The organism is Achromobacter sp. ACM05 (assembly GCF_019218915.1).
In the GTDB taxonomy this organism is placed as follows: domain Bacteria; phylum Pseudomonadota; class Gammaproteobacteria; order Burkholderiales; family Burkholderiaceae_B; genus Achromobacter; species Achromobacter animicus.
In genome coordinates, this window is sequence record NZ_JAHUWQ010000002.1 from 1,502,386 (window position 1) to 1,524,388 (window position 22,003).

Genomic DNA, 22,003 nt, shown 5'->3' on the forward strand with positions numbered 1-22,003 from the left:
AATGAAACGCCTGATTCTCTCGACCCTCACCGCCGCCATCCTGGGCGCCTCGGCCGCGGCCTCCGCCGACAACCTGTCGATCGGTTTTGCCGACCCGCTGTCGTCGCTGGACCCGCAGTTGAACAACCACGCCGGCGACCGCTCGGTGGCCCTGCACTTCTGGGACCTCCTGATCGAGAACAAGTGGAACAAGCTGCAGCCGGGCCTGGCCGTGAGCTGGAAGCCGCTGGACAACACCACCTGGGAATTCAAGCTGCGTGAAGGCGTCAAGTGGCAGGACGGCACGCCGTTCACGGCCGACGACCTGATCTACTCCTACACCCGCGCCCGCGGCGTGCCCGGCAGCGTCGCCACCTACGCCGGCTACCTGCGCACCATCGACACGATGACCGCCAAGGACCCGCTGACGCTCATCGTCAAGACCAAGGCCCCGAACCCCGACCTGCCCCTGAACCTGGCGTCCATCCACGTCGTCAGCAAGCACGTCGGCGAAAAGTCGTCGACCGAAGACTACAACTCGGGCAAGGCCATGGTCGGCACCGGCCCCTACAAGTTCGTCTCGTACACCCCCGGCGACCGTGTCCTGATGGAACGCAACGACGCCTACTGGGGCGACAAGCAGATCTGGGAAAAGGTCAACTACCGCTACATCAACAACGCCGCCGCCCGCACCGCCGCCCTCTTGGCCGGCGACGTGGACGTGATCGACAAGGTCTCGGTGTCCGACCTGGCCAAGCTGCAAAAGGCCTCGAACATCTCGGTCTACCCGTACGACGGCCTGCGCGTCATGCTGCTGCAACCCAGCTTCAACCCCGCGCCCAACCAGTACATCACCGACAACAACGGCAAGCCGCTGGACAAGAACCCGCTCCTGGACGTGCGCGTACGCCAGGCGCTGAACCTGGCCATCAATCGCAAGGCCATCGCCGACCGCATCCTGCAAGGCGCCGCCACCGAAGCCAACCAGTGGATGCCCAAGGGCACCTTCGGCTACAACCCCGAAATCAAGGACATCCCGAACGATGTCGCCCAAGCCAAGAAGCTGCTGGCTGAAGCGGGCTTCCCGGACGGCTTCAAGCTGACCATGCACGTCCCCAACGACCGCTATCCGCAAGGCCCGGAAACGGCCCAGGCGGTCGCGCAGTTTTGGACCCGCGTGGGCGTGAAGACGCAAGTGGAAGTCGTGCCGTGGGCTGTGTACTCGGGCCGCGCCAACAAGAACGAATTCGCCGTCAGCATGCTGGCGTGGGGCAACGGCACGGGTGAAGCCAGCTACGCGCTGGTCAACATCCTGGCCACGGTCGACGCCAAGAAGGGCCTGGGCGCGTCCAACTGGGGCCACTACAGCAACGCCAAGGTCGACACCGCGCTGGAGCAATCCACCTCGGAATTCGACGTGGCCAAGCGTGAAGCCATCCTGCGCGACTCGGTCAAGCTCGTGTCCGATGACGTCGGCATCATCCCGCTGTTCCACTACAAGAACATCTGGGCAACCAAGAAGGGCCTGAAGGTCACGCCGATGACCAGCGACCGCACGGCCGCCATGATGGTCACCAAGGTCTCGGACAAGTAAAGCCATGGCGCCGACCCTGACCATCACCCCCGCGGACGCCCTCATCGACGTCCCGCGCCAGATCCGCGTCGAACACGTGGCGCCCGGCGCGACCGTCGAGATCACCGCCCTCACCCGCCGCAACGGCGTGGTCTGGCAAGCCCAGGCCGCCTACACGGCGGGCGAGGACGGCGTGGTCGACCTGACCCGCGAAGCGCCCGTTTCCGGCGACTACACCGGCTTGTCCCCGATGGGGCTGACCTGGGCGCAGTCCCCCGAGGACGGCAAGAGCCGTGAATACTTCAACCACCCGGTGACCGACGCGTTGGTCACCGACGTGGTGGCTCGCGTGGAAGGCGCCGAAGCGCGCGCCAGCTTCACGCAACGTCTGGCGTCCGACGGCGTCACGCGCGTCGAGGTCCGCGAGGAAGGTCTGGTCGGCACCCTGTACCTGCCCGCCGGCAGCGCGCCGGGATCGCATCCCGCCGTCATGATCCTGAACGGGTCCGGCGGCGGCATCAATGAACCGCGCGCCGCCCTGTACGCCTCGCGCGGCTACGCCGCCTTTGCGCTGGCGTACTTCAAGGCGCCGGGCCTGTCGGACTACATTTCCAACACCCCGCTCGAATACTTCCAGACCGGACTGCGCTGGCTGCGCAAAAAGGTCCAGCCCAAGCACGACTTCGTCGCCATCAGCGGCCAGTCGCGCGGCGGCGAACTGGTGCTGCTGTTGGGCGCCACCTTCCCCAAGGAAGTGTCGGCGGTCGTGGCCTACGTACCCGGCGCTGTCGTGCACAGCGGCCAGAACGCCTGCGACCCCAAGATCGGCCGCGAAGGCCCGACGTGGCTGCTGGGCGGCAAGCCCATTCCCCACGTCTGGGAAAACAACCGTACCGCCACGTGGGCCCCGTTCGATGAAGGCCCCGCGCCGCATCGCCACGAAAAGGCCATCCTGACCGCGCTGCAAGACCCCGACGCCGTCGCCCGCGCCCGCATCCGCGTGGAAGACATCGAAGGCCCGGTCATGCTGCTGTCCGGCACCGACGACGGCTCGTGGCCGTCCAGCCTGTATTCGAAGATGGTGCAGGACAAGCTGGTCGAGGTGCAGCACCCGTACCCGGTCAAGTGGCTGGATTACGAGAACGGCGGCCACTCGATCCTGTTCCCCTACGTGCCCACCACGCAGCTTGTGTACGCCCACCCGGTGTCGGGCAAGATCAGCACCAGCGGCGGCAACCCCAAGGACAACGCCCGCGCCGATCAGGAATCCTGGGAAGGCGTGACGTCGTTCCTGGATGCGGCGGTGAAGGCCAAGGGTGCGGCGGCTGCGACTGCGGTCGACAAGCGCAACGCCGGCTGAAAGAAACTTTAGGAGAATTCGTCAATGGCACAACAACCCATCGTCTACGACATCAACAAAGACCTCGTCGACCAGCTCGTGGGCCTGACGCCCGGCAGCCAGACCTTTGACGTGCGCCACAAGCGCGACAAGGTCGCCGCCGCTACGCAAGGCAGCTACGACGCCCTGTTCGACCCAGCCCTGCCCGGCCTGTCGCTCGCCGACCGGCTGCTGGTCGCGCTGTATGCCACGCGCATCACGCCGTCGCCGCTGCTGGCTGCGCACTATCGCGCCCGCGCCGTGGAAGCTGGCGCCGCGGCAGCGGACATCGCCGTCGCCGAATCGGGCAAGCCGGCCGACGCCGCCAACCCGCAACTGGCCGCCGTGCTGGAATTCACGCGCAAGCTGATTGAAAAGCCTGTCGAAGGCGACGAGGCGGCGCTGAAGACGCTGCCGGCGGCGGGGGTTTCGACCCCCGCTGTCGTCACCTTGTCGCAGCTGATCGCCTTCCTGTCGTATCAGACGCGTCTGGTGGCGGGGTTGGTGGCGATGAAGGCCGCTGAAGGTCAAGGCGCCGGATCTGCTGCCGCGGAAGCGACTGCCGTCATCAACCCCGGCAACACCGAACCCGGCGACGTCATCAAGGCCCACGGTTTCACGAACGAAGTCCTGGAGTGGAAGGCCTGGCTCGACGTCGTGAATGTCGACACCGCCACGCCCGAACAGATCGCCGTCCTGGAAGAAAGCCACCCCAAGGCCAAGGTCTCGGACTACTACCTGTTCCTGGTCCACCAGCCGGAAATCCTGCGCCAACGCTCCACGGCCTTCAACGCCATCATGTACGCCCCGGGCGGCATGTCGCGCGCCGAACGCGAACTGGGCGCCACCGTCGTGTCGCGCGTCAACGGCTGCGTGTACTGCGCGTCGGTGCATGCGCAGCGGTTCGAGCAACTGGCCAAGCGCAATGACGTGATTGGGCAGGTGTTCGAGGATCCGATCACGGCTGGCACGACGAAGCGTGAACAGGCTGTTGGCAAGTTCTCGATTCAAATCACCGAAGCGCAGGCTGACGTGAACGCGGCCAGCATCCAGGCGCTGAAGGACGTTGGATTGAATGAAGGCGAGATCCTGGATCTGCTGCATTCGGACGCGATCTTTGCGTGGGCGAATCGGTTGATGCTGAATCTGGGTGAGCCTGTCCTCGTGACGGTCTGAGGCGCTGCTTTGACCTGCGTGTCTGGCGCCGGCGCTCAGGAAGAGCCGGAGTCAAACACGCAGAGGGGTAAAATGCCTCTTTCCGCACCTCTACGCGCCCCGCCCCAGCGGGGCGCTTTGCCTTTCCCCATGTCCGAAAAAACCCACGACATCCGCCCCGGCCAGTCGATCGAACTGCTCAAGGCTCTGCACATCCTGACCCGCGACGGCAAGATGAACCAGGACAGCCGCCGCAAGCTCAAGCAGGTCTACCACCTGTTCCAGTTCATCGAGCCGCTGCTCAAGGACGTCCAAGCGCAACGCGGCGCCGTCACACTGGCCGACCACGGCGCGGGCAAGTCGTATCTCGGTTTCATCCTGTACGACCTGTTCTTCAAGGATCAGCCCGAGGCGCTGAAGAACGGCTCGCACATCTTCGGCATCGAAACGCGGGAAGAACTGGTGAAGTCGTCGGAGGAACTGGCCAAGCGGCTGGGCTTTGGCGGCATGTCGTTTCTGAACCTCTCGGTTGCGGAATCCATCACCTCGAACAAGCTTCCCGCATCGATCGACGTGGTCACTGCCCTGCACGCCTGCAATACCGCCACCGACGACGCAATTCATTTTGCGTTGGAGAAGAAAGCCAAATACATCGTGGTCGTGCCGTGCTGCCAGGCAGAAGTGGCTTCGGTGCTGCGGAAAAACAAGGCAAAAGCGCTGGCCGATCCGCTGGCCGAGATCTGGCGGCATCCGCTGCACACGCGGGAGTTCGGTAGCCAGATTACGAATGTGCTGCGGTGCCTGCAGCTCGAAGCCCATGGGTATCAGGTCAGCGTGACTGAACTGGTGGGCTGGGAACACTCGATGAAGAATGAGCTGATCATTGCGCAACACAAGAATCTGCCGACTCGTAAGCCGGCTGAGCGGTTGACCGAGATGTTGGACAGGATCGGCCTCCAGGAACTGAAAGATCGATTTTTCTTGCCGCAAGCTGCGTAACACGCAAAAGGACCACCAGCGGCGATGAATTTTTCTCAATACCTTGATCGGGTTCGAGCGGTATGCGACGCGCACGGTCACGCGCTAACCCTCAACCCGGGCGCGGCGGAATCGGTCCTGGAAGCGGTAGAGGCGGAACTTGACTTCCTTATCGCTGCGGACGCCCGGCAAGCCTGGCTTTGTGCCAACGGGGCCGAGCGCGATGAGCCGGTGTTCATGCAGCCGGGCTATCTGACGGCTTATGATTTTCTGCCGTTGGAAAAGGCGATTGCGGCACGAGCGCGTATGGCGGATCGAGCATCGCGATATGTCGGATACGCTGAACCGGAGCCGCGAGATGCGCGCATCAGGGACGGCTGGTTTCACCAGGGCTGGCTGCCCTTCGCCAGTTTCGGCGGCGCAACACTGCTGCTGATGATCGACCACTCGCCCACCGAGGCTGGCACACCGGGGCAGATCATCGCCTTCACCCATGACCCGGACCAGATCACCTGGGTGGCGCCGAGCTTTGAGGCGCTATTGATGGGGTCGATTGCCGAGATCGAAGCCGATCCGGAGGAGTTTCTGGGGGAGTATTAAGCAGTATCTATGAGCCCCGACGAGACAGAGCGCGCGAAATGCTGATGATCCTTATTTTTCCCCTTGTATTCGTGGGCGTCCTGACGATCTGGCTGGCTTGTGTGGTGAAGGGACGCTCGGTCAAAAGAGCGCCGCCTGCGCTTACCGTTACTTTCTTGGCATTGGTACTTTGCTATGCCATGGGATTGATAGTGATATCACTTGACCCGTGGTTTGACGACAACGGCGTACCGGAATTCATCTCCTGGAAATATCGTTGGGCATGGGCGGCGTCGATCGCAGGCTGGCTCGCAATTGTTGTCCTGCCTGCGGTGCTCGGACTTCGGGCAGCCTTCCTTTCGCGAGCTCGGAAGCAGTTTCCGCTTGCATGAATGCCACCGGGTTCAAGATTGAGAGGATGCAAAAGAAAGGCCGTGACTTGCGCCACGGCCCCAGGCATCGGCTAACTGCGTCACCCTACCTATGCCCCAACTTTTAACGCCATTTAGCCGCCGCTGCTTTATCCAGATTACTCGCCGCAGACCATCATGAGATCTGAAGCTGCCGTTCTACAGCGAGCGCTCGCTAGGAACGGAATATGGATTTATCAGCGTTTCCACCTGCAGCACATCGCATGCTGCAGGCGTATGAAACCACCGCGGCAATCATTACGGAAATAAGACTACTTCGAATCTTTTGGGAAACTTGGCTGACTGGCCGTGATGAATGATCGGCTTCGGTAGTTAAAACGCCGAGCGCGTAATTCGGAATGAGAGCATTTTGAAATTCTGCCCAGCACCGCGCTGACCGGGCGCTGGGCATTCTATCGGGGCGAGGCGTCAGGTATTCGACGATCCCGGCCGCGTCGCGTTCAAGTACCCGCGCAGCTGCACCGCGGCGGGATCAGGACGCCTTCACCAATTCAGACAAGCCGCGGGCCGCATCAGTCTCCGGAGCTTCGACGCAACCGATCGGAAGACTGTTTATTCAACCGTTTGGCTTCGTCTTCCGCGTAATCTTCCTCGCCCGACTCGTACTGGCCTTCATAGCCGCAGCTGCTGCGAAGCAATCCGCACTCGCCCACGACCGAGCAGCCCGAACTCATGGCGGCAAGAAACAACACAACACCGTAGCGGCTTAACGTTTGAATCGACATATCGCTCCTTGGGAATGGGTCTGGCATTCGTCACACATAGGATGCCATTGTGCAGGGGCGAAGATGTGTCGGCAGGCGCGCTGCGGCGTTTCGAATTGTCTCTGGCTGTAGGCTGACGATTGTCCACGCCCCTGCGCAGTCATAGATGCCGATGGCTGCAGCCCATGACCTGACCCGTCAGTTCGCCGATCAAGCCCGCCAATCCTTCCGCACTCTCGCGATCCAGTCCTTCGCATTGCACCATCCGGAATCCCATCGCCAGGCTGTAATGCCAATCGAGTTCAAGGATGCGATAACTGCGTCCGCTTTCCTCGCATTGCCATTGGACGGCCGGGTTCTCGTAGGCTTCGCCGATGAAGTCGATGTGCGACTCGGCGGGCATCGGCATGGCGGGTTCGTTCGATCCCGGCACGCTCGGCGCGAAAAGATTTTCGCCGACCATGACGCGGGGATTCGGCCCATCGAAGGCCAGCAACATGAGCGGAAAGTGTCTGGGATCGGCGTCGTAATCCTCTTTGACAGCATCGCTCAGGTAGGGTCTGGCCGCCGGGCCGAGGCAGTATTGGACGCTGCGCCATGACGCGTCATCTCCGTCGAAACCGTCGTCGTTGTTGGCGCGGTAGGGAATGGTGTCGCCATGCGCCGGCAGGACATAACCCCCTTCCAGCAGCCGCGCTTCCAACGCGGGCCAATTGGGCGGCGGCAGATGGAAGTCGCGGGGGAAGATGAATTGATGGTGTTCAGACATGGGCGGAATCCGAAAGCCGTGAGGGTTTGGCGATGTCAGTTAATGACGAGCGCGTACTGAAACGGTGATGCCGGAGTATTACAGAAATAGGTGCCGGACCAAACCCGCCTGTATTCAGCCGCCCCGCAAAGGAGGACAATAATCGCCGGAACGAACGGAGCGAATCCATGCGCGCTTTCGTGCAAAAGCCCAAGGCGGCGGTTCACAAAGTGCCGGCCGCGAGCCGCAAACGGGACGCGGCGGATAAGCGTGCAGCGTCGCGCACGCCGCCAGATGAGGCTGCGCGCGATACGAAACTTCAGCGGTGGCGTCCGGTTCATGCGGTCTCCGCGATATCCGTGCATCCCCCTGGCACGCGCATTGCGATCAGCTATCCCGGCGACGCGTCAGAGCAGGAAGCGCATCGCATGTCCGAACACGTGATGCGCATGCCGCAGTCTCAAGACGATCAGGCGCACGGCGCCGTGCCGTCCACCTTGCAACCCACACCGGTTCCACCGCCTCCGCTTTTGCGGCCGGCTGACCCGCACAACGCCGCATCGCTCGATGACGTTCCCGGCCTGCGCGACGTGCTATCCATGCAAGGCCGTCCCCTCGACGCCCATACCCGCGCCTTCATGGAGTTTCGTTTCCAGCGCGACTTCAGCCACGTCCAGCTGCATTCCGATGCGCTGGCGACTGATTCTGCAAGGGCCGTTGAAGCCCGCGCCTATACAGTCGGCCATCACATCGTTCTGAACGCGGGTCAGTACGCGCCGGGCACGACCGCAGGCCGAGCGCTGCTGGCGCATGAGCTGGCGCACGTGGTTCAGCAATCGTCGATGAGCACGCACGACGCCCGTCTTCTTCAGCGCGACGCAAGCGGTCCGACCTATGGCAATCTGCCCAGGGATCTGCCGGCGCCGGGATCGTCAGGCGAAGTCGTCCGCCTCAGGAACGTCAACGGCACATGGAAGGAGGTCGGCCCAAAGTACGTCCGCACGGCGCGCGGCAACTATGACTTTGTAGTGAAAGACGGCGAGATCTTCGCCGTCAAATCGAAGAGGACGGTCGGCGGCGGATATGGTCACACCGAAGCGGCGCGCGGCGAACGCGTCAACTGGGCGGGCCAAGTGGATTTCGAGAGCGGCAAGGTCAAGACCTGGAACGATGGTACGGGTCACTATCGATCCTTATCGACCATGCGCGACCCCGCCGTGCGAGCCGGGCTACCCGACGAAAAGTTCGTTCAGCACCCGGATAACGTGGGACGCCCCCGGCCAAGAGGGTCCCTGCCCCAACTCCCCGTCGAACAACCCGCCACCAAACCCCGGGTGCCCGGCGAACAGCCCAAGGTCCCCGCCGGCCCGCCTCGGATGGAGGAATTTGAACAACGCTTCGGCAAGAAAGCTGCGTCCGCGCCCGCCGCCACCACCGCCGCCCTGGCCGAAGAAGCCGGATCGGTCCTGAAAGTCCAAGGCCGCGCGGCCTCAGCGTTGAGCAAGATCGGCAGCGCCGCCGGCTGGGTGGCCGACTTCCTGATGCCCGGCCCGCAGGACGCGATCATGCTGATGGTGCAATTTGCGATGACCTACGCCGAGGCGCAGGAAGCGGCGCGCGCGGAAGGGATGCGCACGGGCTTCGGCCACGGCCTTAGCGCTGGATTGCTGCGGTTAAGCCGAAGCTGGATCCGCGACAACCTGGCGCCCAGGGTCATCAGCCGCAGCGTCGCGAGCGAGGTGGCGGCTACCACCGGGTATCGGGAAAAAGGCGTGGTCCAGGGCCTGGTGGCGGGCATCTCGTTTGCCGAGCGGCTCAATGCGGATCAGCGCAAGGCCCTACTGAAAGAAGGGACGCGTGCCATGCGGGCCAAGGGTGATGACGTGACGTTACGCGCACGCTGGGAGCGTGGCTACACCGCCAACGACATCATCGACCTGTCCGTCGCACTGGCGCCGCGAATCGACGAAATCCTGGAGGAGGCGCGCAAGAACGAGGAACTGCGCCAGGCGGCCAAGGAGTGGGAAAAGCTGAAGAAGTATGGGCCGCTTTTGCCACTGGCGCCGTTGTTCGAGCAGTAGCCGCTGTGGCATAGTCGCTGTGCCCTGTCCGACCGCTTCTGATCCATGCGCAACTCGCCCGATCCCTTCGCCCCACCTCGCAAACAGCGTGCTGCAAAATCCAATTCGCTGCTGTGGATACTTGAGCCGCTGGAACGCGACGCAAACTACACGCATCGCAAGATGTTCGGCGCCGACGCCGCGTACCTGGACGGCTTGCTGTATCTGATCGTGGCCGATCGGGACGACCCATGGAACGGGGTTATGGTCTGCACGTCGCAGGAACGTCATGCGGCGCTGCTGGCGGACATTCCCGACCTCTTGCCGCATCCCGTGCTGGGAAAGTGGCTGTACTTGCCGCAGTCGAGCGAGTCCTTCGAATCGACTGCGGCAACGCTGGCGGCATTGGCCGTGGCGCGCGATCCGCGCCTGGGGGTGGCGCCCAAGCCGAAGGCGCGGCGCAGCAAGGCGCGCACGATCGGCCAATAGGCCGCCTGAACGCCAGACCGCCGGTGCGTCAGTCCCCCACCCGCACCACCAGCTTCCCGAAGTTCTTGCCTTCGAGCAGACCGATCAGCGCTTCGGGCGCATTCTCAAGGCCCTCGACCACATCCTCGCGCCACCGCAGCTTGCCCTCGCGGATCCACTGCCCGGCCACGTTCAGGAACTCGTCTTCCTGTTCCTTCGGGAAATCGAACACGATGAACCCCTTCATGGTGATACGCCGTGAAAGGATCTCGCGCATGGTGGCGGGCAGGCGGTCGGGACCGCTCCGGTCGGCGGGGCCGTCGTTGTAGTTGGCGATCAGGCCGCACACCGGCACGCGGGCAAAGTCGTTCAGCAGCGGCAGCACGGCGTCCCACACATGGCCGCTGACGTTCTCAAAGTACACGTCGATGCCGTCGGGGCAGGCTTCGGCCAGCTTCTGCGCAAAGTCCGGCGCATGGTGGTCCACGACCACGTCAAAGCCCAGCTCTTCCTTCACAAAGGCGCACTTCTCCGGCCCGCCCGCGATGCCCACGACGCGCGCGCCCTTGATGCGTGCAATCTGGCCGACGACGGAACCCACCGCGCCGCTCGCGGCTGCGACGACGACGGTTTCACCTGGCTTGGGCTGGCCGATGTTCAGCAGCCCGACATAGGCCGTCAGACCCGGCATGCCCAGCACGCCGAGCGCGGTCGAGGGCGGCGCGTTCGCGGGATCGAGCCGGCGCAGGCCGGTACCGTCGGACAGCGCGTAGCGTTGCCAACCGGCAGACGACAGGACGATGTCGCCTTCGCGCCAGTCGGGATGGCGCGACGTATGAACACGGGCAACCGTGCCGCCGACCATCACATCGCCGATTTCCATGGGCGTAGCGTAGGATTTTTCGTCGCTGACGCGCCAGCGCATGTAGGGATCCAGCGACAGGGTCTGAACTTCCAGCAGCACCTGACCGTCGGCCGGTTCCGGAACAGGCACACGTTCGACGCGGAAATCGGTGGCTTTGGGGCGGCCGACGGGCCGGGAGGCGAGGACGACGCGCAGGTTTTGGGGGTGTGTCATGGTGGATGGTTCCTTGAGTTGAGTCGGACATTTCGCGACAAGGGTCATCCTAGGCACGCGCCAGGGTTACAGCTAGACTGATATCTCGTAAACCAGATTTCAGGTATTGATAATGTCAGCCGATTTCGACCCTGCCCTGCTCCGCACCTTTGTCGCCGTCTGCCGCTACGGCAGCCTGAGCCGCGCAGCGGACCAATCCGGCCGCGCGCAATCGGCGCTCAGTACGCAGATCCGCCGTCTGGAGGAAATGGTGGGCAAGCGGCTGCTGCATCGCACCGGCCGCGGCATGGCGCCCACCACCGAGGGCGAGGTGCTGCTCAGTTACGCCAACCGCATTCTCGCGCTGGGCGAGGCGGCCGCAGCGCGGCTGCGCGAGCGCGCGGTGGCCGGCAGCGTTCGCATCGGGCTGTCCGAGGACGTGGCGGTGGCCGCCTTGCCGGCGGCGCTGGGCCGCCTGCGGCGCGCGTGTCCCAATCTGCATCTGGACGTTGTCATCGACGACGGCGAGCGGCTTGCCGCGCGTTGGCAGGACGGCACGCTGGACGTGGCCGTGGGCGCTTGCGTCGGCTTTGTCGATGAACCCATCGAGTCCTGGACCGTGGATCTGCATTGGGTTTGCGGCATCGACGAAACCCTGGACCCGGACCAGCCGCTGGACGTGATCGTCTATGCCGAACCGTGCTCCTGGCGCCGGCTGGCGTTTGATGCGCTGACGGCGTCGGGGCGGGATTTTCGGGTGTCGCTGACCAGTCACAACGTGGGCGCCACGATCGCGGCTGTCGAGAACGGCCTGGGCGTGGCCTTGTTGACGACCGAGTGTCTGCGGCCCGACACCATGCGCGTGATTTCCATCGGCGATGAAGGCGCGTTGCCGCTGAGCGCGCAATTTGGCCTGTACGCGGCGCATCGTCTGAACGAAAGCGGCCAGGCCGCCGTGTCGCTGTTGCGCGAAAGCCTGCGGGGGTGGACCGCACAGGCCATGCCGCGGGAGGCGGCGCTCATCACCGCCTGACGCAGAACGAACGGATCGCGCACATCGGGCGCCACGCGTCTGGCGCAGTTTCGCGCCAGATTTGTTACTCCTGTCCCGCCCCTCCCGGTGCCACACTGTTCCCATTCCCCCCGCCCGAACAGGGCGCACGGGAACTACAGACACCAGGAGGATCACCCCATGACCACACCCCCAGCATCCGCAGGCAACGGCGCCCACGCCGCCATGCAGACGCCCCCGGTCGTATCCGCTGAAGACTGGGAAGCCGCCCGCCAACAACTGCTCATCAAGGAAAAGGCCCACACCCGCGCCCGCGACGCGCTGGCTGCCGAGCGCCGCCGCATGCCCTGGACGGCGGTGGACAAGGAATACGTCTTTGATGGCCCGTCCGGCAAGGTCACGCTGCGCGACCTGTTCGACGGCCGCCGGCAACTCATCGTCTACCGCGCGTTTCACGAGCCGGGCGTATTCGGCTGGCCGGACCACGCGTGCCGAGGCTGTTCGATGGTCGCGGACCAGGTTGCGCATCTGGCACACCTGAACGCCCGCGACACGACGCTGGTCTTCGTGTCCCGCGCGCCGCAGGCGGACATTGAACGGCTGAAGGCGCGCATGGGCTGGACGATGCCGTGGTTCACGCTGACCGACAGCTTCGATGCGGACTTCGGCGTGGACGAATGGCACGGCACCAACGTGTTCTTTCGCGACGGCGACCGCATTTATCGCACTTACTTCCTGAACAACCGTGGCGACGAGCAGATGGGCGGCACGTGGAACTACTTGGACATCACGCCGCTGGGACGGCAGGAGACCTGGGAAGATTCCCCCGCGGGCTATCCGCAGACGCAGCCGTACAAGTGGTGGAACTGGCACGACAGCTATGTGCAGGATGCGCCGCCGGATCAGAAGTGGGTCGAGGTGTCCGACGCGGGCGAGAAGGCGTTCCGGAATCACTGCGATCCGAAGTAGGAAGGCGTCGCAGCAGCGCGCGTGATTCAACGCTTGCTTCAGCGCCTGTTTAAAATCAGCGCTCGCAAATTCTGCAGCGCGCGTCATGAAAATCGACCAAGGCCCCAACAACCTCCGTCCGCGTTCCCGAGTCAGCCAGCATGAGCAGTGAGCTGGCTGACTGGAAACGCGCCCTCCTGCCTTGCCGACTTCCCGCAATTGCCGCGCTGGTGCTCGTCGGTATCGCCATCTACTGCTTCAACGCGGCAAAAGACGTCCGTCTGCCCTATGACCCCGCGAAGCTGAACACGATCAGCCTGCGGGTGGACAAGGTGGCAAGCTGCGACACCAGGGCGAAGATTCGCGGGCGGTGGGAGCACTATGGCGCGCTCTGCGTGTATTCAGGCAACTATCCCTACATGGTGTTCAAGTTCTATGAAGCGACCTACAGGGTTCCTTATACCGAGGGTGAGCACGTAGAGTTTGCGGTGCAGGAAAACGATGCGCAGCTTGCCGACAGCACGATTGCGCTTCAGTACAACATGGCCATTCCCGTCCGGGTTTATGGCGTGCGCAAGAACGGTGAAACGCTGGTCGATGCAAAGCTGGTGCACGACGCGAACTACGCGCGCAAGATGAAGTTCAACATGAACGGGTGGATCGCGCTGATTCTAGCGGCCGGCGCGGCGGTCATCACGTTCAAGCGGGCCTGGAAGATCCTGAACGAATCGATGTGGTGAATCTCAAGCGCGCTCGCTTTCACGACTGAGCACGCGGGTCCAGGCCTGCAGCAACATGACCGCGTCCTCGTCGGACACATACTGCGGCGCGGCGCGCGCCATTGCGGCAAACAGCAGCGCATCGCAAGCCGCTTGCCACATCGGGTTCAACACCTGTTCGGTCTCGCCGTCTTCCTCGATCAAGGTAAACGCGTTGCCGCCGTCCAGTTGCTCGGCGCGCTGCCGCAGTTGGCTGTGGATCAGCAGAAAACCGGAGTGAATCGGCGACCGGGCTTTGTCGCCCCGCCGCGTGGCGGCCAACGCGCCGCGCCAATTGCTTTCTTCATCCGCAGCCGGCTCGCCGTCCTCTTGCGACCAGCGCATCCACGCGCGGCTGTACGCCATCCAGGCGTTCTCCGGCAGGTGGTCGGCCAGCGCCTGCGCCTCGCTGCGCGACAGCGTATTGATCTGCGCGATGATCTCCAGCACCGCCTCGCCCTTCGGGCCGAACAGCACCGACAACGGCAACGCTTCCAGCAATTCGATGGCGCTGGCGCGCCAATAACCCGGCTGCGCAACCAGATCGGACATATCGCCCTGCTTTTCGACGCGCACGCGCCAGAGCTTTCCGGGCCAGCGGCTGCCAATGACGATGGAGTCGAGCGACTGGTCCACCACGATCCACGGCGGAACAGGCTTTATCAACGCCACGCGGTCCGCAGTCCGCATCAGCTTGAATGCGGGGTCGGGCAGGTCGAACCAGTACCCGACAGGCATCGCTTGCCGTACGGCCGTCAGACCCGCGTCGGTCACGTCGCCGCCGCAATGCCGGCACACGCGCGCCTCACGCAGAATGCGCTCGCCGCAATGCAGGCATTCGATATGCGTGGAAAGAAGCGGCTGGCTGGCGAGCGGCGACCGGTTGGGAATGCGCTTGAGGAAAATGCCCGCGACCGGCGCACTGATCAAGCCGGCAAGCAAGGCCCACCCAATGCCATTGCGCCCGCGACGCTTGGCCATGAAGCCGACCACGATCGCAAGTGCGATCCAGAGAAAGATGATGAGAAGCATGGCGCGATGTTAAACCGAGGGGATTCGGTCTTGCGCTGAGTGGATTCGACGCCGGCAGAACCGGGCACCGTAAGCGCGCGCGACCGACCCGGAAGCAAACACTTTTTCACCCCGAACGACCTACACCCGTCGCCTCCTCGCGCGAGCCGGGGTAATCTCCAGCCAGGAGATGATTTGATGTACCTCGTTGGTCACCCACAAAAAGGAAGCGCAAATGCTTGATATCACTTCGAAATTCCGCAGGACTGCTGTCGCCGCCGTCACGTTGGGCATGGCAGGTTTTCTTTTTGCGGGCTGCACCACGACGGATTCGCGCGCTACGGCCACCGCCGCCGAAAAGCGTCAGGAACTGGATGCCGCCACGGCGGCCACGCTGTCCAAGCTGTATGAATCCTCGCCGCAATCACGGCAACTGGTGGAACGCGCCCGGGGCGTCCTGGTGTTTCCGGCGGTGCTGAGCGCCAGCTTCATCGTGGGCGCCCAGCATGGGACAGGCGTGCTGCAGGTCAGCGGTCAGGACAAGGGCTACTACAGCATTACGGGCGGATCCATCGGCTTTCAGGCGGGCGCGCAGTCCAAGGCGATGGTGCTGCTTTTCATGACGGACGACGCGCTGGCCAAGTTCCGCGCCAGCAGCGGCTGGACGATTGGCGCGGACGCCACCGTTGCCGTGGCCAACGTGGGCGTCAACGGCAGCATCGATTCCAACACCGCGCAGCAACCCATCGTCGGCTTCGTGATGAACAACGGCGGCCTGATGGCGGGCGTGTCGGTGGATGGCAGCAAGATTTCGCCGCTGCTGCTGTAGTAACTGCGCCGGCGCGGGAGGTCCGCGCCGGCCTCGATTTTGACAAGGAGATCACGCGTGATTACCGAAGAGGACAAGAAGCACCTGGCACGCTGCGTCGAGCTGGCCCGACAGGCGCTCGATGCGGGCGACCAGCCGTTTGGATCGGTGCTGGTGTCGGGCGACGGGCGGGTGCTGTTTGAAGACCACAACCACGTCTCCAGCGGCGACCGTACGCGGCATCCGGAATTCGAGATTGCCCGCTGGGCCGCCAACAATGTGCCGCAAGCCGAGCGTGCGGCCTGCACGGTGTACACGTCCGGCGAGCACTGTTCGATGTGTTCCGCGGCGCACGGCTGGGTGGGACTTGGCCGGATCGTCTACGCCGTGTCGTCGGCCCAGTACGCCGAATGGATGCGCGGTTGGGGCGTGCCACCGTCGGCCGTGCGGCCTCTGCCCATCTCCGAAGTCGTCGACGGCATCCAGGCTGAAGGGCCCGTGCCGGAGTTCGTCGAACAGGTGCGCGCACTGCATGAAGAGAATGTGCGGCGCAGGGCGTGAACACCTTCAGATCACGGTAGGGTGAAGCATTCTGTTTTCCGCCTAACGAATGGATACAGCTACGGTAAACCCCGCAATTATTTGCGCGCACGGGCGTGATAAGTTGGCGCCCGTGCCGTAATCGGGGTCAGGGTCGATGACCGGGCCCCATCAAGACGAAAGACGGCGCATCCCTCTCCTCTCTTGATACAGACCATGCAAACTCACGTTGCCCGCGCCTCGGGAATCAAACGCAAGTCCGGAACGCTGCTTCTCGCGCTGGGCCTGGCCTTCGTCTCTGCCGCCGCCTTCGCGCAGAAGGATCCTGGCGCAGCCATCCTCCCCCCGCGCGCCAATTCGGGCAACCAGGCGCCGGCCCCGCAGCAGGCTCCGGCTCAACAGGCCCCGATGCAGCAGGCGCCCGCGCAACGCACGCCCGCTCAACAAGCGCCCGCACAGCAGGCGCCGGCCGGCGGCGCCCTGGCGCCAGTGCAAAAAACCCAGATCAACGACCAGGCCGCCTACGAACGGCTCCTGAACAACAGCGGCGTCACGCTGCAATGGCTGTGGTCCGCCAAGCGCGGCAAGATGAACGCGGTCGACGACAACGACGTGGTGCGCCTGGAAGGCACGCAGGCCAACCATGAAGGCACCTTGAAGGTCAAAGGCGAGGTCGTCTCCATTGGCCGCGACAGCTTCGTGCTGCGCGGCACGATCCTGATCCTGGACGCGCCGGACAAGGGCCGCCGCTGCGAACGCACCGGCGACTACGAGTTCAAGGCGACCGGCAAGCGCAAGTACTGGCGCCTGCAGCAGATGGAAGCGTGCGGCGGCCTGACCGATTACGTCGACATCTACTACTGACCTTTCAGAAGCGACCCGCCCCATGCCTCCTGCCGCGATCAAATGGCTCGTCAGCATCGTCTTCGGATTGTTGATCGGTAGCGCCAGCTTTGGCATCACCAATCCACTGTTGTTGGCGGTGTTCGGCGTGTATCCGAGCGCGGGGGCAGGCGCTGACCCACTGGATTCGGCTTTGCTGGATCGGGTCGCAATGGCCAGCGTGGTTCTTTATGTCCTGGTCGCCGTCGTCTCGGCCGTGGCGTTGGCGCGCATTGCCAACCTGCGCCGTCTGTTCGGCTGGGGATGCGCAACGCTGGGCGTGATGTTGCTGCTGACCGCCGCGATTGCCATGCTGCAGATCGATCCCGCCATGCACACCGGCGGCGGCCCCGGCGCGCGGGATGCCAATACGGCGCTGTTCTTCACCCTGTTGATCTTTGGCCTGCCGTACATCGGCGGCGGTCTGGTGCTGACGATCGGCGGCGCGGTGCTGATTCGGAAGAATCGGGACAAGCCGGCCGCCTGAACGCGCCCGACACCGCTTAAAGCACCGGCAGCTTCAACCACCTGCGCCTGCGTTAACTCATCCACGAACGTTTCGTCCATGCTTGCCAGTGCAGCCCGATCCAGGCTGTTTTGGTCGACCACGTCCCGTCGGTCCGTTCCAGATCCCGGGTCGCGCAGCGTCCTCGGCCACGATGACGTCCAACTGGTCGGCGTGATCCATGAGTGGATCGCCCCGCGACACTCGGAACAGCGCTACAACGCGCCCCCCGGACTCCCTATCGGCGCATAAATTGTGCAAGAATTGGAATCCTTTTTTTGTGATTTACACAGGGAGCGCGTAACCAATGGCTGATGAGCGGCATTCCGCTGTTGGAGGTCGGATCAGTATCTATCGCCGGCCGAACAGCAGATTCTGGCAATGCCAAGGCACGTTTGACGGCAAGAGCCAGCGCGTCAGCACCAAGACTGACGATCTAACCCAGGCCCGGCATTTTGCGGAGAACTGGTATCTGGCCAAGACAGACGACGCATCCATTGCGGTGGGACAAACCACGGCCTCGCGCACGAATCCCCGCGCCGACCGGCCGACCTACAACTTGCCACAGCACGACAAGCGTGCGCGATTTCTGGCGGCCGCCATTGATCTGGTCGCAAGCGTGGGGTTTCGCGAAACACAGGTCAACGCCATCGCTGAGCGCGCGGGTATGTCGCCGGCAACGCTATACCGATACTTCAAGTCGCGCGAAAGCCTGCTGGTCGAGGTCGTCGCGCACGTTTCGCAGCACGAGGTCAATGTCGTGGCCGGCGTTGCGATGGGCGACGACACACCGGCAAATCTGTTGAAGGAGTGCGCGTACACCTTCGGCAGCCGCGCCATCCGCGCCAAGCAGCTCGGCTATGCCTTGGTCGCGGAGCCTGTCGATTCGGCCATCGAGATCGAGCGGCTCAAGTACCGCAGCAAACTGATGCGCGTGTTCGAAACGATCATCGAGCGCGGCATCCGTGGCGGGGAGTTTGCCGACCAGAACCCGGAAGTCTCGTCGGCGTGCATTGTCGGATCGCTGTTTGAAGCGCTGGTGGGTCCGCTTGCGCGTAACAACGACGTTCATGACCGGCTGCGCCTAGATCGCGTCAGGGACATTGCGGATTTTTGCGTGCGGGGCGTTTCGCGGCGATGACGAGTGCGTGCGGCCGACGAACTGCGCCAGTCCCGTCTGCATGACCGGCGTACCGGCGTGCAGCTCAAGTGTCCTGATTTCGTTTTCCAACGCGTCCGCCTTGCCAAGCGTGTAAGACGCGACGAGCAACGACTTGGCCCTCGCAAGGGTGTCCCTATGCGCGACGGACATCTCTTGCGCAAGCGCGAGGGCGGAATGCGTCAAATCCTCTGCGGATACGACGGAATGCAGAATGCCCCAGTCCACCGCCTGCGTTGCCGTGATGGATTGGCCCGACAGGATCATCCACTTGGCTCTTTGCACACCGATGGTCCTCGGCAGACGGACGCTGCTTCCCCCGCCCGGCAGCAACTCGCGCAAGGCGTGCGCATCGCCAATGGTGGCGTCTTTCGACGCGATCACTGCGTCGCAGCACAGCAACAACTCCAGTCCCCCCGCCCGCACGGCGCCGTGAGCCATGCCCACGACAGGCAGCCGGGAGGTCTCGAATCGCCGGCATACCTCGCGAAACCGGTCCAGCAGGGTACGGACAGCCGTGCGTCCGCCTTCCAGCAGCTCACCGAGATCGGCGCCCGCGCAGAAATTGCGGCCGGCTCCGGAGAAAATGATCGCCTTTACGTCCGGCGCCGACTCTGCCGCATCGATTGCCGCCAGCACCTCATCCAGCAGACCGGAACTGACAGCATTTGCCTTTTCGGGCCGGTTCAGCGTGATCCACGCCATGCCAGCCTGCACGATGCAAATGGGCGTCAGCCTCTGCCCCGTGCCATTCAATCCTGCGTCGCTCATCACATCACCTTGGTTTTTCATCGGCATTCACATTGCGGCGGCTCTGCGCCCCGCGCTCGGGTCGGCTCGTCATGGCGCAAACCGGGTTCCGCCGTCAAGCCGATAGCACGTCCCATTGACGTACGGATTGGCGAGAATGGACTGCACCATGGCAGCAAACTCTGCCGGCAGGCCGCAGCGCTTCGGAAAGAGAAAGCCTTTCTCCATGGCCTCCATCCCCTTTTGCGGCACGTTCATCGTGAGCTCGGTCCCGAAAACGCCTGGTGCGATAGCCATGCAGCGGATCCCATACTCGGCCAGGTCACGCGCGATCGGCAGCGTCATTCCGGCGATCGCGGCCTTGCTGGCGCTGTAGGCGGCTTGTCCTTTCAGTCCGTCGAAAGCGGCGATCGAACTGGTGTTGACGATCACGCCGCGCTGCCCGTCGGCGTCAGGGGGGTTATGGATCATCCTTTCAGCCGCCAGTCGCAAAACGTTGAATGATCCCGTCAGGTTGATGGCCAGGACCCGGTTCCAGACGTCCAGGTCGTGTGCCACGCCGCGCGAGACCGTTTTGGCGGCCGATGGCACGCCCGCGCAATTGACAACGAACCGAAGGTCTCCGAAAGCTGCCGCGCCGGCGTCCACGCAGGCTTTCACCTCCTGCGCATCGCACACGTCGGCGTGAAGGGCCACATGCTTGCCGGGTAATTCCGATCGGGTGCGTTCCAGCCCGTCGTCGTTCATATCGAGCAGGACAAGCCTGGCGCCCTGCCTGGCCAACAACTCCGCGGTCGCCCGCCCCAGTCCGGAGGCCGCGCCGGTCACAATTCCAGCCGCGCCAGCAATGTTCATGCCTTTACCTCCACACTGCCGCGCAGCTCGTTGCGCAGCACGAATCGTTGGGTTTTTCCGGACGGGGTCTTGGGCAGTTCGTCGCGGTAGTGAATGCGGCGCGGATAAGCGTGCGCCGCGTAATCGGCGCGCACCTTCTGCCTGAGGGCCTCGGACAGTTCTTCGGTGGCGGCGTAGCCGTGATTCAGCACCACGACGGCTTCGAGGACCTCGCCCCTGATCGCGTCGGGAACCGCAACGACCGCCACGTCCCGCACCGCCGGATGCGAGGCGATGACAGACTCCACATCGAAGGGGCCGATGCGATAGCCCGCCATGATGATCACGTCATCATCCCGTGACGAAAAGCGGAAGTAGCCCTCGCCGTCATACGAGGCTAAATCTCCCGTCAAATACCATCGCCCGCAGGGCGTCAGCCGGTCAGCGTTCTTTTCAGGAGTGCGGGCATAGCCGTCAAACCACGCCAACGGACTGTCGGAGAGCCGCGCGGCCAGCAGCCCGGACTGGTTTGGACCCAACTCTTCATGCGTCGCCGGGTCGATGACCGTCATGTCCCAGCCCGGCAGCGCGCGACCCATGGAGCCCGGCTTGATCGGCATTGCCAGGTCGGGATGATGATGATTGTTAAGCAGCATCCCGGCTTCGGTCTGCCCGAAGTGATCATGCACCTGCGCGCCCAGACCAGCGGGCGCCCACAGATTCACGTCCGGCGTAAGCGGCTCACCCGCGCTGGATGCGCAGCGCAAAGCGACATGTCCATCCGGCACGCCATGCGCCTTCAGGCTGCGGTACACCGTGGGCGCCGCGGTGAAGTTGGTGACGCCTTGGCGCGTGAGGACAGCCAAGGTCCCCTCGGGCGTGAACTTCTCGACGTGCATGATGGACTCCACGCCCGTCGACAGCGAAACCAACACGCCAAAATAAAGGCCATAAGCCCAGCCCGGATCGGCTGCATTCCAGAAGATATCGTCCGAAACGAGTCCAAGACCAAATTCCCCATAGGCCTGAAAGCCCGCGACTGCCCGCAGCGGCACCACGACGCCCTTGGGCTTGCCCGTGGTACCGGACGTGTAGACCTCAATGACGGCCCCACCGCCCGACGTGACGTGGGCGGGGAAGTCGGCTTCGCCGCTCATCTCGATGTCGGCAAGGGTCAGCTTACTATCCGTCGCGCCCCCCGCCACGGCCAGCGACAGCCCGGGAAGCTCGCCAACCAACGCATCGAGCTTAGGCTTCTGAGCCGCGTCGCAAACCACCAGCTTTGTCCCGCTGCTTGCCAGCCGCATCTCAATGGCCGGCTTGGCAAACGCCGTGAAGAGCGGCACATACACCGCGCCCAGCCGCCAGATGGCAAGCAGCGTGACGAGATAATCCTCTCCCTTGGACATCAGCGACGCAATGCGATCGCCGACGCCGTAACCACGCTTTTTCAAGCCCGACGCGAGCCTTTCGGAGCGCTCGCGCAGTTGGCCATAGGTGAGGATCACTGCTTCGCCATTGCTTGTGACGATGCGATAGGCGATGGCCTTCGGATCGTGGCGGTCGCAAAGCAGATAACTCGCGCACGCGTTCTCGCCTCCGTAGGCGTCGATAAGGCTCGCAAGCCGTTGTCTTATCGCCGGGCTGTATTCCCCTGCCTTCATGGTTGTCTCCTGTCGTATGTCT

The 22,003-nt window shown here is 63.7% G+C and carries 23 protein-coding genes; 16 read left to right on the forward strand and 7 right to left on the reverse strand.

The window, feature by feature from the left end; all coding sequences use genetic code 11:
* Nucleotide 1 precedes the first annotated feature (1 nt).
* The 6 genes from KW836_RS17825 (at nucleotide 2) to KW836_RS17850 (ending at nucleotide 6,034) form a co-directional block, all read left to right on the forward strand.
* Entirely contained in the window at nucleotides 2-1,573 is a 1,572-nt protein-coding gene (locus KW836_RS17825) for an ABC transporter substrate-binding protein (RefSeq protein WP_175136203.1), read from the forward strand.
* A gap of 4 nt (nucleotides 1,574-1,577) precedes the next feature.
* Nucleotides 1,578-2,912, forward strand: a complete 1,335-nt coding sequence (locus tag KW836_RS17830) for an acyl-CoA thioesterase/bile acid-CoA:amino acid N-acyltransferase family protein (protein WP_218344199.1) — start codon at nucleotides 1,578-1,580, stop codon at nucleotides 2,910-2,912.
* Between the two features lie 24 nt (nucleotides 2,913-2,936).
* Nucleotides 2,937-4,106, forward strand: a complete 1,170-nt coding sequence (locus tag KW836_RS17835) for a CMD domain protein (RefSeq protein ID WP_218344200.1) — start codon at nucleotides 2,937-2,939, stop codon at nucleotides 4,104-4,106.
* A gap of 129 nt (nucleotides 4,107-4,235) precedes the next feature.
* On the forward strand, nucleotides 4,236-5,084 hold the full coding sequence (locus KW836_RS17840) for an SAM-dependent methyltransferase (protein ID WP_175183749.1): 849 nt from the start codon (nucleotides 4,236-4,238) through the stop codon (nucleotides 5,082-5,084).
* Nucleotides 5,085-5,108: 24 nt separating this feature from the next.
* Nucleotides 5,109-5,663 (forward strand): SMI1/KNR4 family protein, encoded by a 555-nt coding sequence (locus tag KW836_RS17845; RefSeq protein ID WP_218344201.1) that lies wholly within the window; start codon nucleotides 5,109-5,111, stop codon nucleotides 5,661-5,663.
* Nucleotides 5,664-5,701: 38 nt separating this feature from the next.
* On the forward strand, nucleotides 5,702-6,034 hold the full coding sequence (locus tag KW836_RS17850) for a hypothetical protein (protein ID WP_218344202.1): 333 nt from the start codon (nucleotides 5,702-5,704) through the stop codon (nucleotides 6,032-6,034).
* A 551-nt stretch (nucleotides 6,035-6,585) separates the two neighbouring features.
* Here KW836_RS17850 and KW836_RS17855 read toward each other — a convergent pair.
* Together KW836_RS17855 and KW836_RS17860 are read right to left on the reverse strand one after the other, a co-directional pair.
* Entirely contained in the window at nucleotides 6,586-6,798 is a 213-nt protein-coding gene (locus tag KW836_RS17855; protein WP_175121166.1) for a hypothetical protein, read from the reverse strand.
* A 139-nt stretch (nucleotides 6,799-6,937) separates the two neighbouring features.
* Entirely contained in the window at nucleotides 6,938-7,546 is a 609-nt protein-coding gene (locus KW836_RS17860; RefSeq protein ID WP_218344203.1) for a hypothetical protein, read from the reverse strand.
* 167 nt (nucleotides 7,547-7,713) lie between these two features.
* Here KW836_RS17860 and KW836_RS17865 point away from each other — a divergent pair, with 167 nt between their 5' ends.
* Together KW836_RS17865 and KW836_RS17870 are read left to right on the forward strand one after the other, a co-directional pair.
* Complete coding sequence (locus KW836_RS17865; RefSeq protein ID WP_218344204.1) at nucleotides 7,714-9,606, forward strand: DUF4157 domain-containing protein; 1,893 nt, start codon at nucleotides 7,714-7,716, stop codon at nucleotides 9,604-9,606.
* Between the two features lie 45 nt (nucleotides 9,607-9,651).
* On the forward strand, nucleotides 9,652-10,074 hold the full coding sequence (locus KW836_RS17870) for a hypothetical protein (protein WP_218344205.1): 423 nt from the start codon (nucleotides 9,652-9,654) through the stop codon (nucleotides 10,072-10,074).
* A 28-nt stretch (nucleotides 10,075-10,102) separates the two neighbouring features.
* On the opposite strand, the gene KW836_RS17875 is transcribed toward KW836_RS17870, so the two are convergent.
* Entirely contained in the window at nucleotides 10,103-11,131 is a 1,029-nt protein-coding gene (locus tag KW836_RS17875) for an NADP-dependent oxidoreductase (protein WP_218344206.1), read from the reverse strand.
* Nucleotides 11,132-11,243: 112 nt separating this feature from the next.
* Here KW836_RS17875 and KW836_RS17880 point away from each other — a divergent pair, with 112 nt between their 5' ends.
* The 3 genes from KW836_RS17880 (at nucleotide 11,244) to KW836_RS17890 (ending at nucleotide 13,810) form a co-directional block, all read left to right on the forward strand.
* Nucleotides 11,244-12,143, forward strand: coding sequence for a LysR family transcriptional regulator (locus tag KW836_RS17880; RefSeq protein WP_218344207.1), 900 nt, complete (start codon nucleotides 11,244-11,246; stop codon nucleotides 12,141-12,143).
* Between the two features lie 204 nt (nucleotides 12,144-12,347).
* Nucleotides 12,348-13,091: a DUF899 domain-containing protein gene (locus KW836_RS17885; protein WP_218344317.1), complete on the forward strand. Its 744-nt coding sequence runs from the start codon at nucleotides 12,348-12,350 to the stop codon at nucleotides 13,089-13,091.
* Nucleotides 13,092-13,231: 140 nt separating this feature from the next.
* Complete coding sequence (locus tag KW836_RS17890) at nucleotides 13,232-13,810, forward strand: hypothetical protein (RefSeq protein WP_218344208.1); 579 nt, start codon at nucleotides 13,232-13,234, stop codon at nucleotides 13,808-13,810.
* A gap of 3 nt (nucleotides 13,811-13,813) precedes the next feature.
* On the opposite strand, the gene KW836_RS17895 is transcribed toward KW836_RS17890, so the two are convergent.
* Entirely contained in the window at nucleotides 13,814-14,860 is a 1,047-nt protein-coding gene (locus KW836_RS17895; protein WP_255595848.1) for a hypothetical protein, read from the reverse strand.
* A gap of 214 nt (nucleotides 14,861-15,074) precedes the next feature.
* Between KW836_RS17895 and KW836_RS17900 the strand changes: the two genes are divergently transcribed.
* The 5 genes from KW836_RS17900 (at nucleotide 15,075) to KW836_RS17920 (ending at nucleotide 18,715) form a co-directional block, all read left to right on the forward strand.
* Nucleotides 15,075-15,668 (forward strand): YSC84-related protein, encoded by a 594-nt coding sequence (locus KW836_RS17900; RefSeq protein WP_218344209.1) that lies wholly within the window; start codon nucleotides 15,075-15,077, stop codon nucleotides 15,666-15,668.
* A gap of 57 nt (nucleotides 15,669-15,725) precedes the next feature.
* Nucleotides 15,726-16,208, forward strand: coding sequence for a nucleoside deaminase (locus KW836_RS17905; RefSeq protein ID WP_175121158.1), 483 nt, complete (start codon nucleotides 15,726-15,728; stop codon nucleotides 16,206-16,208).
* Between the two features lie 195 nt (nucleotides 16,209-16,403).
* Entirely contained in the window at nucleotides 16,404-17,051 is a 648-nt protein-coding gene (locus KW836_RS17910; RefSeq protein ID WP_218344210.1) for a hypothetical protein, read from the forward strand.
* A 22-nt stretch (nucleotides 17,052-17,073) separates the two neighbouring features.
* Entirely contained in the window at nucleotides 17,074-17,556 is a 483-nt protein-coding gene (locus KW836_RS17915) for a hypothetical protein (RefSeq protein ID WP_218344211.1), read from the forward strand.
* Nucleotides 17,557-17,881: 325 nt separating this feature from the next.
* Nucleotides 17,882-18,715, forward strand: a complete 834-nt coding sequence (locus KW836_RS17920) for a TetR/AcrR family transcriptional regulator (protein ID WP_175183757.1) — start codon at nucleotides 17,882-17,884, stop codon at nucleotides 18,713-18,715.
* On the opposite strand, the gene KW836_RS17925 is transcribed toward KW836_RS17920, so the two are convergent.
* The 3 genes from KW836_RS17925 to KW836_RS17935 all read right to left on the reverse strand — a co-directional run bounded on the left by KW836_RS17925 (nucleotide 18,659) and on the right by KW836_RS17935 (nucleotide 21,981).
* The gene (locus tag KW836_RS17925; RefSeq protein ID WP_218344212.1) at nucleotides 18,659-19,504 is read right to left on the reverse strand and encodes an enoyl-CoA hydratase/isomerase family protein; all 846 of its coding nucleotides are present in this window, start codon (nucleotides 19,502-19,504) and stop codon (nucleotides 18,659-18,661) included. The genes KW836_RS17920 and KW836_RS17925 overlap by 57 nt on opposite strands.
* A gap of 69 nt (nucleotides 19,505-19,573) precedes the next feature.
* A complete protein-coding gene (locus KW836_RS17930; RefSeq protein WP_218344213.1) occupies nucleotides 19,574-20,338 on the reverse strand; it encodes an SDR family NAD(P)-dependent oxidoreductase in 765 nt (254 codons plus the stop codon).
* Nucleotides 20,335-21,981: an AMP-binding protein gene (locus KW836_RS17935; RefSeq protein WP_218344214.1), complete on the reverse strand. Its 1,647-nt coding sequence runs from the start codon at nucleotides 21,979-21,981 to the stop codon at nucleotides 20,335-20,337. The genes KW836_RS17930 and KW836_RS17935 overlap by 4 nt, the downstream gene beginning before the upstream one ends.
* Nucleotides 21,982-22,003: the final 22 nt, after the last annotated feature.

Bases quoted from the DNA above. Each gene is read 5' to 3' on its own strand.
- KW836_RS17825 (WP_175136203.1), top strand. From the start codon at position 2: ATGAAACGCCTGATTCTCTCGACCCTCACCGCCGCCATCCTGGGCGCC.
- KW836_RS17830 (WP_218344199.1), top strand. From the start codon at position 1,578: ATGGCGCCGACCCTGACCATCACCCCCGCGGACGCCCTCATCGACGTC.
- KW836_RS17835 (WP_218344200.1), top strand. From the start codon at position 2,937: ATGGCACAACAACCCATCGTCTACGACATCAACAAAGACCTCGTCGAC.
- KW836_RS17840 (WP_175183749.1), top strand. From the start codon at position 4,236: ATGTCCGAAAAAACCCACGACATCCGCCCCGGCCAGTCGATCGAACTG.
- KW836_RS17845 (WP_218344201.1), top strand. From the start codon at position 5,109: ATGAATTTTTCTCAATACCTTGATCGGGTTCGAGCGGTATGCGACGCG.
- KW836_RS17850 (WP_218344202.1), top strand. From the start codon at position 5,702: ATGCTGATGATCCTTATTTTTCCCCTTGTATTCGTGGGCGTCCTGACG.
- KW836_RS17855 (WP_175121166.1), bottom strand. From the start codon at position 6,798: ATGTCGATTCAAACGTTAAGCCGCTACGGTGTTGTGTTGTTTCTTGCC.
- KW836_RS17860 (WP_218344203.1), bottom strand. From the start codon at position 7,546: ATGTCTGAACACCATCAATTCATCTTCCCCCGCGACTTCCATCTGCCG.
- KW836_RS17865 (WP_218344204.1), top strand. From the start codon at position 7,714: ATGCGCGCTTTCGTGCAAAAGCCCAAGGCGGCGGTTCACAAAGTGCCG.
- KW836_RS17870 (WP_218344205.1), top strand. From the start codon at position 9,652: ATGCGCAACTCGCCCGATCCCTTCGCCCCACCTCGCAAACAGCGTGCT.
- KW836_RS17875 (WP_218344206.1), bottom strand. From the start codon at position 11,131: ATGACACACCCCCAAAACCTGCGCGTCGTCCTCGCCTCCCGGCCCGTC.
- KW836_RS17880 (WP_218344207.1), top strand. From the start codon at position 11,244: ATGTCAGCCGATTTCGACCCTGCCCTGCTCCGCACCTTTGTCGCCGTC.
- KW836_RS17885 (WP_218344317.1), top strand. From the start codon at position 12,348: ATGCAGACGCCCCCGGTCGTATCCGCTGAAGACTGGGAAGCCGCCCGC.
- KW836_RS17890 (WP_218344208.1), top strand. From the start codon at position 13,232: ATGAGCAGTGAGCTGGCTGACTGGAAACGCGCCCTCCTGCCTTGCCGA.
- KW836_RS17895 (WP_255595848.1), bottom strand. From the start codon at position 14,860: ATGCTTCTCATCATCTTTCTCTGGATCGCACTTGCGATCGTGGTCGGC.
- KW836_RS17900 (WP_218344209.1), top strand. From the start codon at position 15,075: ATGCTTGATATCACTTCGAAATTCCGCAGGACTGCTGTCGCCGCCGTC.
- KW836_RS17910 (WP_218344210.1), top strand. From the start codon at position 16,404: ATGCAAACTCACGTTGCCCGCGCCTCGGGAATCAAACGCAAGTCCGGA.
- KW836_RS17915 (WP_218344211.1), top strand. From the start codon at position 17,074: ATGCCTCCTGCCGCGATCAAATGGCTCGTCAGCATCGTCTTCGGATTG.
- KW836_RS17920 (WP_175183757.1), top strand. From the start codon at position 17,882: ATGGCTGATGAGCGGCATTCCGCTGTTGGAGGTCGGATCAGTATCTAT.
- KW836_RS17925 (WP_218344212.1), bottom strand. From the start codon at position 19,504: ATGAGCGACGCAGGATTGAATGGCACGGGGCAGAGGCTGACGCCCATT.
- KW836_RS17930 (WP_218344213.1), bottom strand. From the start codon at position 20,338: ATGAACATTGCTGGCGCGGCTGGAATTGTGACCGGCGCGGCCTCCGGA.
- KW836_RS17935 (WP_218344214.1), bottom strand. From the start codon at position 21,981: ATGAAGGCAGGGGAATACAGCCCGGCGATAAGACAACGGCTTGCGAGC.